Annotated in this window: 17 protein-coding genes; 14 read left to right on the top strand and 3 right to left on the bottom strand. The window is 39.5% G+C overall.

Translation table 11 applies throughout. The annotated features are described in order from the left end of the window. Positions 1-73 precede the first annotated feature (73 nt). Positions 74-946 (top strand): aldose 1-epimerase family protein, encoded by an 873-nt coding sequence (locus tag IV67_RS06165; protein WP_057788156.1) that lies wholly within the window; start codon positions 74-76, stop codon positions 944-946. Between the two features lie 115 nt (positions 947-1,061). On the opposite strand, the gene plsY is transcribed toward IV67_RS06165, so the two are convergent. Next, positions 1,062-1,703 carry a glycerol-3-phosphate 1-O-acyltransferase PlsY gene (gene plsY / locus IV67_RS06160; protein WP_057788154.1) on the bottom strand — a complete coding sequence of 214 codons (642 nt, stop codon included), beginning with the start codon at positions 1,701-1,703 and terminating at the stop codon, positions 1,062-1,064. A gap of 215 nt (positions 1,704-1,918) precedes the next feature. Here plsY and parE point away from each other — a divergent pair, with 215 nt between their 5' ends. The 4 genes from parE (at position 1,919) to IV67_RS06140 (ending at position 8,480) form a co-directional block, all read left to right on the top strand. Next, the gene (parE, locus tag IV67_RS06155; RefSeq protein ID WP_057788152.1) at positions 1,919-3,967 is read left to right on the top strand and encodes a DNA topoisomerase IV subunit B; all 2,049 of its coding nucleotides are present in this window, start codon (positions 1,919-1,921) and stop codon (positions 3,965-3,967) included. Next, positions 3,960-6,425 carry a DNA topoisomerase IV subunit A gene (gene parC, locus IV67_RS06150; protein WP_057788150.1) on the top strand — a complete coding sequence of 822 codons (2,466 nt, stop codon included), beginning with the start codon at positions 3,960-3,962 and terminating at the stop codon, positions 6,423-6,425. Before parE ends, parC begins: the two co-directional genes overlap by 8 nt. Before the next feature lie 154 nt (positions 6,426-6,579). Next, positions 6,580-7,455 (top strand): ROK family protein, encoded by an 876-nt coding sequence (locus IV67_RS06145; protein WP_057788148.1) that lies wholly within the window; start codon positions 6,580-6,582, stop codon positions 7,453-7,455. A 104-nt stretch (positions 7,456-7,559) separates the two neighbouring features. After that, positions 7,560-8,480, top strand: coding sequence for a manganese-dependent inorganic pyrophosphatase (locus IV67_RS06140; RefSeq protein ID WP_057788146.1), 921 nt, complete (start codon positions 7,560-7,562; stop codon positions 8,478-8,480). A 52-nt stretch (positions 8,481-8,532) separates the two neighbouring features. Here IV67_RS06140 and IV67_RS06135 read toward each other — a convergent pair whose 3' ends face one another. After that, the gene (locus IV67_RS06135; protein WP_057788144.1) at positions 8,533-9,153 is read right to left on the bottom strand and encodes a GntR family transcriptional regulator; all 621 of its coding nucleotides are present in this window, start codon (positions 9,151-9,153) and stop codon (positions 8,533-8,535) included. Between the two features lie 186 nt (positions 9,154-9,339). On the opposite strand from IV67_RS06135, the gene IV67_RS06130 reads away from it, so the two are divergent. From IV67_RS06130 to IV67_RS06110, 5 genes are all read left to right on the top strand, one after another. Continuing rightward, complete coding sequence (locus tag IV67_RS06130) at positions 9,340-10,533, top strand: quaternary amine ABC transporter ATP-binding protein (protein ID WP_057788142.1); 1,194 nt, start codon at positions 9,340-9,342, stop codon at positions 10,531-10,533. After that, positions 10,533-12,260, top strand: coding sequence for an ABC transporter permease/substrate binding protein (locus IV67_RS06125; RefSeq protein WP_057788140.1), 1,728 nt, complete (start codon positions 10,533-10,535; stop codon positions 12,258-12,260). The genes IV67_RS06130 and IV67_RS06125 overlap by 1 nt, the downstream gene beginning before the upstream one ends. 407 nt (positions 12,261-12,667) lie before the next feature. Further along, on the top strand, positions 12,668-13,510 hold the full coding sequence (locus tag IV67_RS06120; RefSeq protein WP_057788138.1) for a MetQ/NlpA family ABC transporter substrate-binding protein: 843 nt from the start codon (positions 12,668-12,670) through the stop codon (positions 13,508-13,510). A 29-nt stretch (positions 13,511-13,539) separates the two neighbouring features. Next, positions 13,540-14,067 carry a peptide-methionine (S)-S-oxide reductase MsrA gene (gene msrA, locus IV67_RS06115; RefSeq protein WP_057788136.1) on the top strand — a complete coding sequence of 176 codons (528 nt, stop codon included), beginning with the start codon at positions 13,540-13,542 and terminating at the stop codon, positions 14,065-14,067. Positions 14,068-14,285: 218 nt separating this feature from the next. Beyond that, the gene (locus tag IV67_RS06110) at positions 14,286-14,837 is read left to right on the top strand and encodes a hypothetical protein (protein ID WP_057788134.1); all 552 of its coding nucleotides are present in this window, start codon (positions 14,286-14,288) and stop codon (positions 14,835-14,837) included. Between the two features lie 49 nt (positions 14,838-14,886). Here IV67_RS06110 and IV67_RS06105 read toward each other — a convergent pair whose 3' ends face one another. Further along, the gene (locus IV67_RS06105; protein WP_057788132.1) at positions 14,887-15,273 is read right to left on the bottom strand and encodes a hypothetical protein; all 387 of its coding nucleotides are present in this window, start codon (positions 15,271-15,273) and stop codon (positions 14,887-14,889) included. 500 nt (positions 15,274-15,773) lie between these two features. On the opposite strand from IV67_RS06105, the gene IV67_RS06100 reads away from it, so the two are divergent. The 4 genes from IV67_RS06100 (at position 15,774) to IV67_RS06090 (ending at position 18,254) form a co-directional block, all read left to right on the top strand. After that, positions 15,774-16,208 carry a DUF1801 domain-containing protein gene (locus IV67_RS06100; protein WP_057788130.1) on the top strand — a complete coding sequence of 145 codons (435 nt, stop codon included), beginning with the start codon at positions 15,774-15,776 and terminating at the stop codon, positions 16,206-16,208. 268 nt (positions 16,209-16,476) lie between these two features. Continuing rightward, the gene (gene pnuC, locus IV67_RS06095; RefSeq protein ID WP_057788128.1) at positions 16,477-17,238 is read left to right on the top strand and encodes a nicotinamide riboside transporter PnuC; all 762 of its coding nucleotides are present in this window, start codon (positions 16,477-16,479) and stop codon (positions 17,236-17,238) included. A gap of 84 nt (positions 17,239-17,322) precedes the next feature. After that, complete coding sequence (locus IV67_RS09410; protein WP_169790531.1) at positions 17,323-17,481, top strand: hypothetical protein; 159 nt, start codon at positions 17,323-17,325, stop codon at positions 17,479-17,481. Positions 17,482-17,561: 80 nt separating this feature from the next. After that, positions 17,562-18,254 (top strand): YjjG family noncanonical pyrimidine nucleotidase, encoded by a 693-nt coding sequence (locus IV67_RS06090; RefSeq protein WP_057788126.1) that lies wholly within the window; start codon positions 17,562-17,564, stop codon positions 18,252-18,254. Positions 18,255-18,330: the final 76 nt, after the last annotated feature.

Below are 18,330 nucleotides of genomic sequence, written 5' to 3'. Positions count from 1 at the left end.
GGACTAGACAATTTGGTAATTACTGATAAAATTGAGTTGGAGAGATGAAAACAAGTCTTATTGGAGGATGCTGATGACAGTCACATTAGATAATGGTCGGTTAGTGGTAACGATTTCAGAGCACGGTGCCGAATTAACAAGTGTACAAAATAAAGAAACGGGTTTTGAATACATTTGGGAAGGTGATCCCACAATTTGGGGGCGTCATGCACCAAATCTATTTCCAATTGTTGGTCGTTTAAAGGGTGATCGATACAAGTATCGGGATAAAACCTATTTCATGACACAACATGGTTTTGCCCGTGATGATGATTTTAAAATTGTTGAAAAGACGGATACAACTGTTCGTTTGCGTTTGGTAGATACAGAAGAAACACGATCAATCTACCCATTCCATTTTCAATTTGATGTTGTCTTTCGTTTAACAGAACAAGATACTTTGGGTGTTGTTTACGCAGTGACTAACACAGATACGCATGATATTTTCTGTTCATTTGGTGGACATCCTGCTTTTAATGTACCATTGGAATCATTTGGTGATTATTATATTAATGTTGATCCGCGTCGTAAGTACCCAACGGCAAAGTTGGTTGGCCCTTATCTAGACAATAACCTAGAAGGTGTTTTTGATGCTAATCAACCTTTACGTTTAGATCGTGATGATTATCGTGAGGACGCTAAGATTTTACGGACTGAGGGTAATCCAATTACATTTGTTCTTTCTAAGAAAGCCCAATCACATGGGGTAACCATGCATGTACAAGATGCAAAGTTTGTCGGAATTTGGACACCATATGCTAAGGATGCACCATTTGTTTGTATCGAACCATGGTGGGGAATTGCTGATACGGTTGATGCTGATGGGAATATCAAGCATAAGTATGCGATTAACCATGTTGCGCCAGCACAAACTTACACCGGTTCATATACATTAACTTTCTTCTAAAATAGTAAAAAATAAATTCATTGTTCGTTATGATACGGGCAATGAATTTTTTAATTGGCCGTGATAAATTGGCAAATAAAAAAGCTAGTGACCTGAGCCACTAGCATGCGTAATTTTATTTTGTTTTGTCTTTACCTTTCAACCAGTAAACAAGGCCAAAAGGAATCAAATTTTCATTGCGATTGATAATACGTTTGATGTTTGTTCGGTGACGATAAATGACGAAAATTGTTAACGCAAGCGCCACGACAAACAAATACCAATCGTGGGTTACGAATGATGCAATGGTAACGGTAATAAAACCAACCATAGAACCGACTGAAACCATACTGGTTAGGAAAAGGGCGATACCAAAGGCGCTGAATGCGAGACCAGCCATTTGAAGATTATACACAAGTAAAACGCCAACTGATGTCGCGACCGCTTTACCACCCTTAAACCCAATCCAGACGGAATAGGTATGGCCTAGGATGGCACCAATTCCGACGGCAAAATACAACCAAGGCATATTGGTTGGTATGGGCCCCCAAAGCATGGCCATACTAGCGCCAAATACGCCCTTTAGAACATCCAAACAAAGGACAGAAATTCCAGCTGTCCACCCTAAGTTACGTAAGGTGTTGGTCGTTCCAATACTTCCAGATCCTAACTGTAGTAGATCTTTATGGAAGAAAACTTTCCCAACCACATACCCAAATGGAACTGATCCAATGAGATAGGCTAGGGCAAAGCTAATTAAAAAATGCATTATTGTCATGCTAAACCTCTTTAATAATAAGAATAAAATAATTGCGCATAAAGTTTATTTTAGCATGCTTGAGCAAAAACGAATAACAAATTTAGTTTTAGAATTTATTAATTTACTTGCCATGACTCAATAATTTAGGCTAATATGAAAAGCGAATGTGTCAAGAGGCACGTTAAATGTAGTAAAAGATACGATGAAATAAATCGAAGAAAGCAGGGACATCCATGGCAAATAAAAACACATATTCGGATGATTCCATCACAGTTCTAGAAGGGCTCGAAGCAGTTCGTAAGCGTCCAGGAATGTATATTGGATCAACAGATGGTAAAGGTTTACATCATCTTGTTTATGAAATTTTTGACAATGCGGTCGATGAAGCGTTGGCTGGATTTGGTGATGAAATTAATGTCACGATTCATGCTGATAATGCCATTACAGTGGTTGACCATGGTCGTGGTATGCCCGTTGGGATGCACGCATCAGGAAAACCAACGCCTGAAGTAATATTGACAGTGTTACACGCTGGTGGGAAATTTGGTCAGGGTGGTTATAAGACATCTGGTGGCTTACACGGGGTTGGGTCATCAGTTGTGAACGCCTTATCTTCACAATTAGTTGTGACAATTGTGCGAGATGGCCGTAAATATCAGGAAACTTTCGTTGATGGTGGTCATCCCAAAGGGACTTTAAATGATTTGGGTAAGACCAAAGAAAAAAGTGGTACCACAGTAACCTTTAAACCAGACCCATCAATTTTTTCAACGACTATCTATAATTTTGATACTTTAGCTGAACGTTTACGTGAATCTGCATTTTTGTTACCAGATGTGAAGGTAACCTTAACGGATGAACGTCCTGGTCAAGAACGGGCAGAAGTGTATCATTATCCTGAAGGAATTCAGGCTTTTGTTAAGTATTTGAATGAAGATAAAGACGTCTTAGGGGATGTCATGTATTTTGATGGGACTGAACAAGGGATTGAAGTTGAAGTCGCAGCCCAATATAATGACGGTTATTCTGAAACAATGATGTCTTTTGTTAATAATGTGCGCACACCAGGTGGTGGAACACATGAGGCTGGATTACGTTCAGCTTGGACCAAGGCTTTTAATGAATATGCGCGTAAGGTGAATTTATTAAAGGAAAAAGATAAAAATCTTGAAGGTTCAGATGTACGTGAAGGGTTATCAGCAGTTGTATCATTGCGGATTCCTGAAGAACTGCTCCAATTTGAAGGGCAAACTAAGGATAAGCTAGGGACACCAGAAGCACGCTCAATTGTTGATAATGTCGTTGCTGAACAACTTGGTTTTTATTTGATGGAAAATGGTGAATTTTCACAAAGCTTAATTCGTAAGTCATTGCGCGCGCGTGAGGCACGTGAGGCTGCACGTAAAGCCCGTGAAGAATCACGAAATGGTAAGAAGCGTGGCAAGAAAGAACAATTACTTTCTGGAAAGTTAACACCAGCCCAATCAAAGAATGCCCAAAAGAACGAATTGTTCTTAGTTGAGGGTGATTCAGCCGGTGGCTCAGCTAAACAAGGTCGTGACCGTAAGTTCCAAGCAATTTTGCCATTACGTGGTAAGGTCTTGAATACGGAAAAGGCTAAATTAGCTGACATCATGAAGAATGAAGAAATTTCAACAATTATTTATACGATTGGTGCCGGTGTAGGTGCTGATTTTAATATTGATGATATTAACTACGATAAAATTATTATTATGACCGATGCGGACGATGATGGCGCGCACATTCAAATTTTGTTGCTAACATTCTTTTATAAGTACATGCGACCTTTGATTGAAGCCGGTAAAGTCTATATTGCTTTGCCACCGCTTTACATGTTGCGTAAAAGCAATGGTAAAAAAGCGAGCGAAATCGAATATGCGTGGACTGATTCTGAATTAGAGACATTACAAGCACAAATGGGGCGTGGGTATACCCTACAACGCTTTAAGGGGCTTGGTGAAATGAATGCAGAACAATTGTGGGCAACTACAATGGATCCAGCAACACGTACGCTTATCCGGGTCAAAATTGATGATGCAATGGTGGCTGAAAAACGTGTCACCACATTAATGGGCGATAAAGTTGAGCCGCGTCGTAAGTGGATTGAGTCAAATGTTGCCTTCACATTGAGTGATGATAGTGAGACATTACTGGATGAAGCCAACGAAGAACAGAGCCAAAACGTTGACCAAATGGGGTCAGATTTTGTGCCACCCGTGATTGAAACATGGCAAGATCAGGAGGTAGAAGACGATGCCTGAAGACGGAAATATTCAAGAAATTAGTCTTGAAACAGTTATGGGCGATCGTTTTGGTCGCTATTCCAAGTCAATTATTCAAGAACGTGCGTTACCTGACATTCGCGATGGGTTAAAGCCGGTGCAACGTCGTATTTTATTTGCGATGTTTAAAGATGGTAATACTTATGATAAGGCGTTTCGTAAGTCAGCTAAGTCTGTTGGTAACGTCATGGGTAATTTCCATCCCCACGGTGACTCTTCAATTTATGAAGCGTTGGTACGTATGTCACAGGACTGGAAGTTACGCGCACCTTTGATTGAAATGCACGGTAACAATGGATCAATTGATAATGATCCGCCGGCTGCCATGCGTTATACCGAAGCACGTTTGTCTAAATTAGCCGGTGAAATGCTACGCGATTTGGATAAAGAGACCGTGGAAATGGTCTTGAACTTTGATGATACTGAATATGAGCCGACAGTTTTACCAGCTCATTTCCCTAATTTACTGGTAAATGGCTCAACTGGAATTTCAGCGGGATATGCGACGGAAATTCCACCACATAATTTGGGTGAAGTGATTGATGCTTTGGTGTATCTTTTAGCGCATCCAAAGGCAAAATTAGATGAATTGATGCAATTTGTGCAAGGTCCTGATTTTCCAACAGGTGGGATTATTCAAGGTATTGATGGCATTCGCTCTGCTTATGAAAGTGGTCGTGGCCGCATTATTGTGCGCTCACGGACAACAATTAAAGCATTGAAAGCTGGAAAGTCACAGATTGACATTTCCGAAATCCCTTATGAAGTCAACAAAGCTGCATTAGTTAAGAAAATTGACGAAATTCGTTTGAATAAGGATGTTGCTGGAATTACTGAAGTGCGTGATGAATCTGACCGAGATGGCCTTTCAATTGTCATTGAGTTGGGTAAGGATGCCAATGCACAAGGAATTTTGGATTATCTCTTTAAGAAAACTGATTTGCAGATTACGTATAATTTCAATATGGTGGCGATTCACAATCAACGACCTGAACGCGTTGGGTTGAAGCAGGCGCTATCAGCATTTTTGGAACATCAAGTTGAAATTATTACGAAACGAACAGAGTACGACTTAGCAAAAGCGCAAAGTCGTCAACATATTGTTTCGGGCTTAATTAAAGCGATGTCAATTTTGGATCAAGTGATTGCAACCATTCGTGCTTCAGAAAATCGTAAGGGTGCCAAAGAAAATTTGATGGCTGAATACGATTTCTCTGAACCACAAGCCGAAGCAATTGTGACGATGCAACTATATCGTTTAACGAATACCGATGTAACGCAATTGGAGCATGAGTTTGCAGAATTGAATGCTAAAATTGAAGCCTTTAATTTAATTTTGGCTGAACCGAAAGAATTACGAAAAGTGCTTCGAAATGAATTGAAGAGCTTACGTAAGGAATATGCGACTGATCGTCTCAGCTCAATTGAAGATCAGGTTCAAGAATTGAAGATTGATCAAAATGTCACCGTTGCTGATGAAGATGTGATGATGCTTGTTTCAAAGAGTGGCTATGTTAAGCGTTCATCAATTCGTTCATACAATGCATCAGGAGATGATAATGGTTTGCGTGATGACGATGAAGTTATCTTTGTGAACCGTGTGAATACTTTACAACATCTCTTTATGCTGACTGATCGTGGGAATGTCGTTTATCGACCAATTCATGAAATTGCAGATGTGCGATGGAAAGAAGCGGGAGAACATCTATCACAGACGATTACAGGGTTAGCTTCTGAGGAATTAATTATTGCAGTAAAGGTTGTTGACTCAGTTGATGCCTTAGCCGGGGAGTGGGTCAGTGTGACTTCTGATGGTTTGATTAAGCGCACGAAATTTAGTGACTTGGCACCACGAACGACTTATCGTAAGAAACCAACACCGTTTATCAAACTGAAGCGTTCGGATGCGTATGTTGTAAACACTGTTTGGTTTGACGACAAGCAGCAAGCAAACTATGATGTGATTCTGGCGTCATATCAAGCAAATGGTTTACGTTATGCTTTGGATGAAGTCCCAACATCTGGAGCTCGGACTGCTGGTGTTAAAGCCATGGCATTAGGTGATGATGACGCAATTACAGGAATGGCACTAAGTGATAATGCAAATGACCAAGCTTTGGCATTTGTCTCAAATCGTGGTGCTTTCAAGTGGATGCCTGTTGATGAAATCCCTAAAACGAGTCGGGCCCGTAAAGGTGTTGCAATTATGCGAGAATTGAAGCGAGAACCACATCGCATTGTATCAATGGTTGGTATTCATCAGCATCAACCAGAGCCATTAACGATTTTGACTGATACGGATAAACTTTTTGATATTAATCCAATGGATTATCCAAAGAGTCAGCGTTATAGTAATGGTAGTTTTGTGATTGATACCGAAACGAGTGGAACACCTGTTATGATGCATGTTTTGCAACAAAATCTAGTGACAACTTAAATCAAAGTAATGAGTGAAATGGGAACATTTCACTTTTTTTTTATGATTTTACTTGATTATGAAATCGGTTTCATATACAATAAGAGTTGTTAAAGAAAGCGTTTCCAAAAAATGCAATTAAAAAGAATTCAAGAAAGTACGAGGAAAGAAAGTTATGTCATTACTAGGTGCAATTGAAGCAGGTGGAACTAAGTTTGTTGTTGCGGTAGCAGATACAGAAAATCCAGAAGAAGTTATCCAACGTGAAAGTTTTCCAACTGAAGATGGTGAAAAGACATTAAAGAATGTTATCGCCTTCTTCGACCAATTTGAAGATATTGATGCCATTGGAATTGCTGCTTTCGGACCAATTGATGTGAAGCCTGATAGTGCAACATATGGCTACGTATTGGATACACCAAAGCGTGGTTGGTCAGGATTTGATTTCTTAGGAACAATGAAAGCATGGCGTGATATTCCATACTTCTGGACGACTGATGTTAATGGTGCGGGTTGGGCTGAATATGTTTCAGGTGCTGCTAAAGATGTTGAAAATGTTGTTTATTTGACCGTTGGAACTGGTGTTGGGGCCGGAATCATTCAAAATGGTGAACTATTAGCTGGACGTTCACACCCTGAAGCTGGTCACATTATGATGCAACGCCACCCAGATGATCATTATGAAGGACTTTGCCCATTCCACGGCAATAACTGTCTTGAAGGATTGACTGCGGGACCTGCTGTTGAAGGTCGTTGGGGTGTTTCAGGTAAGGACTTGCCCGATGATCACGAAGCTTGGAAGATGGAAGCATTCTATCTTGCGCAAGCTGCTGTGACGTATACAGCAATTTTGCGCCCAGACATGATTATCTTTGGTGGTGGTATTCCACACCGTGAAATCTTATTCCCATTAATCCGTGAATCATTTGCGGAACAAATGAATAACTATTTGGATGTACCAGATTTGGATACTTACATCCAACCTGTTAAGAACGGTGATAATGCTGGAATCCTTGGTTGCTTCTACTTAGCCAAGACACTTGTAAAGTAAAATAAAAATACCCCATTATTTGTAAGCGCGTCTCGTGCGAAATTGCGAATAATGGGGTATACTATTTAATGAAAAAAGATTTTAGTTGAACTGGAGAAATACACATGGCAAAGAAATTAGTTTTTGGACACAAGAATCCGGACACCGACACAGTTGCTTCAGCAATGGCAGCCTCATACTTGGTTAACCATGCTTACGGGGAAGACTCACAAGCAATGGCACAAGGTGAACCTAATGCTGAAACAAAGTTTGCATTGGCACATTTTGGTTTAGAAGCATTGCCAGTGGCAACTGCTGCTGATACTGATGAAGTGTACTTGGTTGACCATAACGAAGCCGCACAATCAATTGATAACTTGGCTGATGTGACGGTTACTGGGGTATACGATCACCACAAGATTGATTTTAAGTCAAATGCACCACTATGGTTTATTAACAAGCCTTTGGGATCAGTTGCGACAATTTTGTACTATGAATTCCAACAAGCTGATGTTGAAATTCCTGCTGCATTAGCTGGTATGATGGCTTCAGCTATTATTTCAGACACATTGTTGCTAAAGAGCCCAACCACAACACCACAAGACCAACCAGCACTAGAAGCTTTGGCTAAAATTGCGGGCATTGACGATGTAAATGCGTATGGTTTGGAATTGTTGAAGGCTGGAACTGATTTATCATCACGTTCAGCCAAGGATTTGATTGATGGTGATGCAAAGTCATTTGAAATGGGTGGCAACACTGTTCGTATCGGTCAAGTAAATACGGTTGATGTTGATGATGTGTTTGCACGTCGTGATGAAATTGAAGCAGCAATCAATGAAGAAATTGCTGCTGATGGTTATGATACATTTATTCTTGTTGTGACAAATATTTTGGACTCAGATTCAGATATTTTGGTCTTAGGTCAAAACCAAGATAAGGTTGAAAAAGCCTTTAATATTGAATTGACTGATGGTCGTGGTTCATTACCAGGTGTGGTTTCACGTAAGAAACAAGTGGTACCACCATTAACTGAAGCATTTTAAACATTAAACAAGAAAAAGGCTGTGGAATCTAAATTCCACAGCCTTTTTTAATTTATTGATTGAATAAGAAGACACTCACTTTAGCGACTGAATCATCGGGACCAACAAAATAGATGACATCACCTTGTTCTAGGCTAACGTATGGACCAGGCGAGATGACTAATTTACCATCATGTTCAATACCCACTAATGTTGTACCGGTTTGATGCCAAAAGTTTAAGTCACTCAAGCTTAAACCGTATTTATCAGAAGGTGCATCCAATACAAGCTCAAATGGTTTGAGCGGGTTTAATTGTTGGAAACGCTGTGATGTTTGTAAGAAAGTTTTTAAAGAATCGGCCATTGTATCGAGTTCTTTTTTTTGGTCCTCAATATTATTGAGCAAGTCGTTTTCTAAACTGACTAAATCAAAACCAGCTTGTTCAGTTGCGATGAAATCCATTGCTTTTTGTTTGGAAATGATGATGGCCCCGGTACCATGCTGTGCTTGGGCAATGTCCATATCTGCAAGGACGTTAATTGCGCGACGTGCTGTTTCAGCTGAGACGCCATAAGTCGTTGCAATTTTTGATCGCGCGTGGATTTTCTCACCTACTTGAATTTGATTATGTGCAATTTTATCTGCTAAATCGAGTGCGATTTGGCGATAACGGGGTTGCCTTGATGTGCTCATGTTTCTTTCTCCATTAAATAAATCAAATAAATCGATACCAATAAATTGATTATAAGGTTAATAAAAATAAATGTAAACGTTGAAAATGCTGATATGCCAGCTATTTGACTTGGTGCCAACTTTATGTTTAAATATAGGTTGTCACTAAGCCTGTATCACTTTAAAGTGAACTAGGAGGAGGAAAATATGGCTAAGGTAAAGTTAGAGCACCTTACCAAAATTTTCGGTAAGCACGTCAAGCAAGCATTAGAAATGATTGATGATCGTGCACCAAAAACTGATATTTTGGATAAGACAGGTGCCACAGTTGGTGTTTATGATGCCAATTTGGAAGTTAATGAAGGTGAAATTTTCGTTATTATGGGACTATCAGGTTCTGGAAAATCAACCTTGATCCGTTTGCTTAACCGTTTGATCGAACCAACTTCAGGTTCAATTTATTTAGACGGTGAAGATATTTCTAAAATGGATAAAAAGCAATTGCGTGATGTTCGTCGTAAGAAGATGAGCATGGTATTCCAAAACTTTGGTCTTTTCCCACAACGAACAGTTATGGAAAATACTGAGTATGGTTTGGAAGTTCAAGGAATGCCTAAGGCTGAGCGTCGTGAAAAAGCTGAAATTGCTTTGAAGAATGCAAACCTTTGGTCATTTAGAGATCAATACCCAAGCCAATTATCAGGTGGAATGCAACAACGTGTGGGGCTTGCTCGTGCGTTGGCCAATAATCCTGAAATTCTATTGATGGACGAAGCGTTCTCAGCGCTTGACCCATTGATTCGTCGTGATATGCAAGATGAATTGATTGAATTGCAAGCTAAGCAAGGTCAAACAATCATCTTTATTTCCCACGACTTGAATGAAGCACTTCGTATTGGTGATCGTATTGCCATTATGAAGGATGGGGCGATTGTACAAATTGGAACAGGTGAGGATATTTTGACGAATCCTGCTGACGATTATGTACGTGCCTTTACTGAAGATATTGACCGTTCGAAGGTCTTGACAGCTGAAAACATCATGGTGCCACCACTAACAACAAATGTTGATAATGATGGACCAAATGTTGCTTTGAAGAAGATGCGTACCGAAGAAGTTAGTGGTTTAGTTGCGGTTGACCGTGAACGCCACTTTAAAGGCTTCTTGAGTGGTGAAAATGCTCTGAAGTCACGTCAAGAAAATGTACCATTGAGCAGTGTCTTGACAGAAATGTCAACGGTTCATAAGGATACATTGCTTTCTGATATTGTGACAATGATTTATGATTCACCAGCACCATTAGCTGTTGTCGATGATGACAACCGTTTGGTTGGGGTGCTAATCCGTGGTCGTGTGCTAGAAGCTTTAGCTGATAATACTGACATGGAGGGTGAAGAATAATGATTACATTTGAAAAGATGCCTTTGGCTGAATGGGTCCAATCAATTGTTGATTGGATGACTTCAAACTGGGCTAGCATGTTTAGTGCCATTCAATCATCTGGACAAAAAGGGATGGATGCACTAACACATTTGTTAACATCTGTACCACCAGTATTGCTAATCGTTGTATTAACTATCTATGCAATTTTGGTTAGCGGTAAGAAGTGGGGCTTCCCAGTGATTACTTTCCTTGGATTACTCCTATTGTGGAACCAAGGTTTGTGGAATGACTTAATGCAAACGACGACATTGGTCTTAGTTTCAAGTATTGTTTCAATTATTATTGGAATTCCACTTGGAATTTGGATGTCAAAGTCTGACCGTGTATCTAAGATCGTGCAACCAATTCTTGACTTTATGCAAACGATGCCAGGATTCGTTTACTTGATTCCGGCCGTTGCATTCTTTGGAATTGGGGTTGTTCCTGGTGTATTCGCCTCATTGATTTTCTCATTGCCACCAACAGTTCGTTTTACTAACTTGGGAATTCGACAAGTACCAACTGAACTTGAAGAAGCTGCTGATTCATACGGATCAACACCTTGGCAAAAGTTAATTAAGGTTGAATTGCCCGTCGCTAAGCCAAGTATTTTGGCTGGTGTGAACCAAACAATCATGTTGGCATTGTCAATGGTTGTTATTGCATCAATGGTTGGGGCACCTGGTCTTGGACAAGGTGTGCTATCTGCTTTGCAACACGCCGATGTTGGTAATGGATTCGTTAACGGTCTTGGTTTGGTTATTTTGGCCATCATCATTGATCGCTTTACTGAATACCTTAACGTTGACCCAATTGAAAAGGTTAACAACCAAACAACTGGTAAGTACAAGAACTGGAAGAAGTGGGTTGGTTGGCTAGCAACGCTTGCTTTGATCGGTGGAACGGGTTATGCGGCTGTTCAAGCACATGAAAAGGAACAAGCAAGCATTAACTTAGTTTATGTTGAATGGGACTCAGAAGTTGCATCAAGTAACGTGTTGGCTGAATCAATGCGTGAACACGGATACAACGTTAAATTGACACCATTGGACAATGCGGTTATGTGGCAATCAATCGCGCAAGGACAAGCTGATGCGTCAGTTTCTGCGTGGTTACCAAACACACATAAGGCACAATACGATAAGTACCGTAAGCAAATCGATTTCTTAGGACCTAACTTGAAGGGTGCACATCTTGGTCTTGTTGTTCCTAAGTACATGGATGATGTAAACAGTATTGAAGATTTGAATGGTCAAGCTGATAAGACAATTACTGGAATTGAGCCAGGTGCTGGTGTAACTTCTGCCGCTGAAAAGACGGTTAAGGATTACGGTAATTTGAACGGTTGGAAGGTGCAAACTTCTTCAACTGGTGCGATGACAACAACTTTGGAGCAAGCTTACAAGGCTAAGAAAGACATCATTATTACTGGATGGTCACCACATTGGATGTTCCAAAAGTACGATTTGAAGTACTTGAAGGATCCTAAGGGAACAATGGGTGAATCAGAAAACATTACAACCATGGCTCGTAAGGGACTTAAGGATGATAAGCCTGATGCATATAAGGTTTTGAAGAACTTTAACTGGTCTTCTGATGACATGGAACAAGTAATGCTTTACATCCAAGATGGTCAATCACCTGAAGATGCTGCTAAGAAGTGGATTAAGGACAACCCTAAGAAGGTTGATGCTTGGTTCGAATAGTTTTATCATGAAAGGACAGAATTTACTTTCTGTTCTTTTTTTGTTGACTTTTTATGGGGATTTAATTAAAATTAAACTCATAATATAAAACAAAGTGATCGAAAAAGTAAATTTAATTGAGGGTAACAGAGACATATCATTTGCTGCGAGATATGCGAATTAATTAAATTGAACATGGTTCGTGATTGGCATTACTGAGTAGCAAGACTATAAAGTAATGACGGATTCGTCAACGTTATCTGACTAGATGTAACATGCGGGGCATCATTTCGCCGCAATTGATACATAGTAAGGTTAAATCAAGTGATTGGTTTAACAATTTTAGAATGGTAAAACGGATATATGTCGCTTCTATAATCTTAAAAGGATTATAGGGGCGCTTTTTTATTACACAGGAGGAAGTAATGATGGGTAAAGGATTAAAGTGGGGTCTAGGACTTGGCGTGGCAGCATTGATTATTGGTGGTGGTTCATATGCGTATAGTCAGCATAAGAGTCAACAAGAAACTAAAACAGTGACGGTCGGCATTGTTGGTGATTCAGATCGTCGTCTATGGGAATATGTTAAAGAGGACGCCAAAAAGGAGTACGGGATTGATGTGAAGTTAAAGACCTTCACAGATTACGTACAACCTAATCGAGCCCTAGCAGATGGGGATATTGATTTAAATGCTTTTCAAACGGTGAATTATTTTGACACACAAAAAACGAAATATAAGACTGAACTAACAGATATTGGAAAGACTTATGTCACACCAATTCGTTTGTATTCAGATAAGCTTAAGAGTCTCGATAAAATTCCTGATGGGGCAACGATTACAATTCCAAATGATCCTTCAAATGCACAACGTGCGTTAGATTTGTTAGAAGAGGCCGATTTGTTAAAGTATGACCATAGTGCTAAACTACCTAGTGCCAGTGATATTACTGACAACCCTAAGAAAATCAAGATTAAAGAAGTTGCTTCAGACCAATCTGTCAGTACTTTGAAGAGTGCAGATGCAGCGGTTATTAACACGAATTATGCACTAGACGCGAAGTTAGATGTTGATGAAGCCTTATACGTAGAATCAGTTGATGATGCACATAAGGGCTACTTTAATTTGATTGCAGCACGTAAGGGAACCGAAGATAAGCAAGCTTACAAAGATATTGTAAAGGCTTATCAAACTGAAAAAACTGTGAAGCACATGAAAGATTTGTACGGCACAGCGCAACAACCAGCATGGGGCAAGTATGCTGAAAAGTAATTCGTAACAGAATAATGGAGGAAATCAACATGGCAGAAGATACAGCAATTTTTGCAGGTGGATGTTTTTGGTGTATGGTGCGACCATTTGACACTTTACCAGGAATTAAACAAGTTATCTCAGGTTATACCGGTGGACACAAGGACAATCCAACCTATGAGGAAGTGTGTGCCCACACGACTGGCCATACGGAAGCCGTGGAGATTACATTTGATCCGGAAGTGATTAGCTATCGTGATTTAGTGGATATTTATTGGCAAGTCACAGACCCAACTGATGCTGGTGGTCAATTCCAAGACCGCGGTGATTCATATCGCCCGGTTATCTTTGTTAATTCACAAGAACAACGGGAAGTAGCAGAGGAATCAAAAACTAAATTACAAGCCTCTGATCGCTTTGCTGGTAAGAAAATTGTCACAAGCATTGAAGATGCAAAGACATTTTGGCCCGCAGAAGATTATCATCAGGATTTTTACAAAAAGAATCCATTGCGTGACGCCATTCAAGAAGCACCACGTAAACAATTCCTAAAAGAGCACTGGTCTGATGCAGAATAATGGTGTTATCACAACGTTTGTCGATGAGATGAACGTTGTTTTTTTTGTCGTTTTCGGTTCTAAATCAGACTGATAAGAATTTTGGCAAGATTGATAAGATTTCTAAAAACGCATTTGATGCAATTTGTTTTTATTTTCACAAAATAGGCTACAAATTCAGCTCAAAATCATATAAAATAATAGGTATCATAATATTATATTTTTAATGGGAGTGTGTTATGTCAGGAGAGATGGTAATTGTTATATTCTTTGTCACGAGTATTGTGGCTTATGTTGCCGCGCGTTTTTTTGCATTGGGGATTATTAAAACCTTTGAAGAAAATGCCAACCAAATGGAAGCCAGTGTCTTGGTCAAAGTAAGTATGATGGGGATTTGTAATGTCATGGGTGGTATCTTATTGATGCTTGGCTTGGTGTCGATCTTTTTAGATTTTAATCCGCAGTCTTCTAAAGATGCTAGTATTTTGATTTGGGTTGTGGCATTGGGAATTATTGTGATCAGTGCGAACTATTATCGTATTTTGAATAGTATTGAAACGAAGATTGGTCACTTAGAAAGTACTTTCCATACATATTTGGACACGGTCTTCTTCTACTGGGATATGGTGTGGCCATTTGTTTCTTTGATGAGTGCATTGATTACAAGTATGGCATCAACGTTTGGGATGGAAATGAATGGGCAAGCAACCATTGTGTTAATTAACATTGCGTCAATTGTTATTCCGAAGGTCACGAAGATTTTTCTACGTCGACACAGCGAAAAAGCTTAGTTTGAGCATTAATAAAAACCATCCCCGGTTATATACGGGGATGGTTTTTTTAGCAATGGCCTTTGGTATCAGATAATAAAGCCTTGGCTTCAGTTAAATCAATCGGGTCGCCATGGATATTTTTTTGATAGATTTCAGTCCATGTGTCGGGCGCTTGTCGTGTAAAACGAGCCATGGGTACGCCATGGTATGTCAGATTGATAAAGCGTAAATCTACAATTTCATCAGCTAGTAGTGTGGACAGTTCAGAACTTGATAAAACTTGTGTCTGAACTTGTCCGCCTGACAGGCGCAATAATTCAAAGGCCTGTTCGTTTTGCTTAATGCTGATGCTTTGTGCATGTGCATTAAACTCAATTGTCGTGATGGTCGGCCAATTTTGTAAGTGATCGATGATTGTTGTAACAGCGGTAGAGTCAGTGATGGTAGTTGTCATTTTATAACTCCTCTAAGGTTAATTCCGTATATTGCTTATATGCACCATTATAACGCTGAATGAAAGGATGATGAAATAATGCTTGAGATAATCATATTATTATTAGCAATTGTAGTTGTATGGTGGTTAATAAAATTTGGATTCAAGGTTTTGTTCCGGGTTGTGATTCCAATTGGGATTATTATTTTCATTGTTGATTTACTCTATAATACATTTGGGCCATATTAGCCTAATTTGTTCACCTAAGCTAGCTTAAAAGTTGTACAATGACTATAAACGCTAGGCTAAAGGAGTCGGAGTAGTGCATTTTGATGTTTATACAGTATACACCGTGATTATTTTCGCGAATCTTTTGATTCTTGTGTTATGTGGCTTGGGCATATATCGGGGACTACGAGATCATGATCGCTACAGTGCCATCTGCTACGGACTGTTAGTAATAGGGGTTTTGATCGCGGTGAAATTAACGTTACAAGCGGCAGGCTACTTAGGGAGCTAATATGACAGAAAAGACGAGTTTTTCAGATTTTGAAAAAGCAGCGATGAAGGAACGTGCAGCAGAGTTACGTCGTGAACAAGAAAATAAACGTAGTAAGAAAAATCCGGAAGCGGATGTCTTAGAAGCGATTGCGGAGATGAGCGATACTAGTGCGCAAATTGCTTCGCATCTTCATGAAATTATGCATGAGCTTGCACCCAATTTAACACCAAAAACGTGGTATGGGATGCCAGCATATGCAGATGAAAAAAAGCAAGTTGTGGTTTATTTTAAATATGCCGAGAAGTTTGATATGCGTTATGGTTTGCTTTGTTTTAATGACCAGGCCCAATTAGATGCAGGTGAGATGTGGCCAGTCGACTTTGCGATTCCACAATGGAGTGAAGTTGTGGAGGCCCAAGTTAGAAAAGTGGTGGCACAAGCGCTCAGTTTATAAATGAATAATCGTTTAATTATAAACGTTGATTTGTCGGCGTTTTATTAATTTCAAAAACTGACATATACCGAAATGGTGTCATTGTCAAACGCGAAAATAAGACATGAAAAAAAGCAAGGAAGTTGAACAGGGGTGTTCAGCGGTCCTTGCTTTTTTTGTTAGAGTTAAAAAATTTATGATGAGAAAACCATAATGTTAAAACGTTTTAATTGCAGTAAGATAATACCTGTTGTTTTTTGTGACAGTTACTTTATAGGGGGAATGATTGATGGATAAATCAACGACAGATTCAGCAGCGCATTGGTTAAGTTGGGGGCATATTAAGCAAAACATTCATGATGTATTTACATTAAATTACTATCGTGAAGGTTTTTCAGGTTGGACGCGACAGTCATACATTTGGTTGGCGATTGGACTTACAGTCATCATTGGAACTGGGTTCATGCACGGCTTTTCAACAATGACATTGATTTCAGTTTTAGGGGGCGCAATTGGTTTCACATGTACGCTTGCCATTACGAATGCAAAACGTTTAAATGGGGTGCTTGGCTTCGTTTCTGCTTTTTTGATTGCTTATGTCGCGTGGCATGCAAATAATAATGCGGATATCTTTATGCAAATGGGATATGTTTTGGCTTTAGATGTGCCGGTAATTTTATTTGGAAATGCGTGGAATGAACGTGAAATTCATCGTATGGATCATCAAGGTTGGCTCATTTTGATTGGGACTTTCTTGGTAATGTTTACATTTTTGTTCTGGATCGATACACATGTTTTTATTTCACCACGTCCGGTGATTGATGCCTTTTCTGCTGCCGTTGGCTTTACCGGAGCAGCTTTGATGTTGGGGAAATATTCATCACAATATGTGCTATGGTCAATTCAAGGGATTACATCAGTGCTGCTATGGTTTATGACAGCGCAGCAAGGTGACGCCAACTGGGTTTTGTTTGCGACATATGTGTTGTATCTGGGGAATGATGTTTTGGGATTATTCTTTAGTCCATGGCGGATGTTTAATAAAAAATAAAGTTAGCAAGTGCTATAATAAAGTCAAGCAATCGAGGATTGTGGTATTGTTAGTAGTTTTATAGAATCTGAGGAGGTAACGACAATGAATCTAACTGGAACGAAATCATGGGCTAAAAAGGTGCTCAAGGAGAATGGGTATAATCAAATTATGATTAATAAACGCCCGGTTCGACTAGCAAATGCTAAAGCCCAAGCACTCTATAGTGAGATTATTCGACTTAATTTACAATCAGCGCATTAAATATTTAGATGAACAGGCTAGTGTAGCCTGTTTTTTTGTGTTAGTATGCCTAATTAAATAACAAATTAGGATGGAAACTGATGACATATAAATATTTAATATTCGATTTAGATGATACGCTCTTCGATTTTAAAGGTGGCGAGATGGCTGGCTTAGAAAACGTCTTTATGAATCATGGCTTTTCATCTGATTTAACGCAAAAAGCAATGGCAATTTATGTTGAGATAAATCGTGGATTATGGGCTGCTTTTGAAAAAGGTGAAATTGAGAAGTCTGAGATTCATGAGACACGCTTTGATCGTGTTTTGGCGCAACTTGGTCTTAGTGGTGATGGATTGTCTTTTGAAAAAGACTATCGTCAAGAGTTGAATCATAATTATCGGCTGTTAAAAGGCGCTGAAAGCCTCTTAAAGGATTTACAAACGGCTGGTTACCATTTAATTGCTGGGACTAATGGCGAAGCTCAGACGCAACATTTACGGCTTGAACATACAGGATTGCGACCTTATTTTGAACAGGTCTATATTTCTGATGAAATTGGTGTTGCTAAACCAAACAAGGTGTTCTTTGACATTATTTTTGGTGAGAACCCAGCAATGAGTCAAACGAACACGTTAATGATCGGTGACGGAGTTGCTTCGGATATGTTAGGTGGCCAAAATGCGGGACTTGATACGATGTGGGTCAATTTTAAGGATTTACCAACGCCATCATCGATTCAACCAACATACACAGTCGCTAGCTATGCTGCTTTACGCGAAGTCCTTATATAATGAACGCATGCTGATACTAATGGATTGACATTATCCAGCAAATGACTGCATAAAAAAAGCCCCTTAACATGGGATT

The organism is Weissella minor (genome assembly GCF_001437425.1).
GTDB lineage: Bacteria > Bacillota > Bacilli > Lactobacillales > Lactobacillaceae > Weissella > Weissella minor.
The sequence above is the reverse complement of the archived record's forward strand: the minus strand, read 5'-3'. Positions and strand labels throughout refer to the sequence as shown.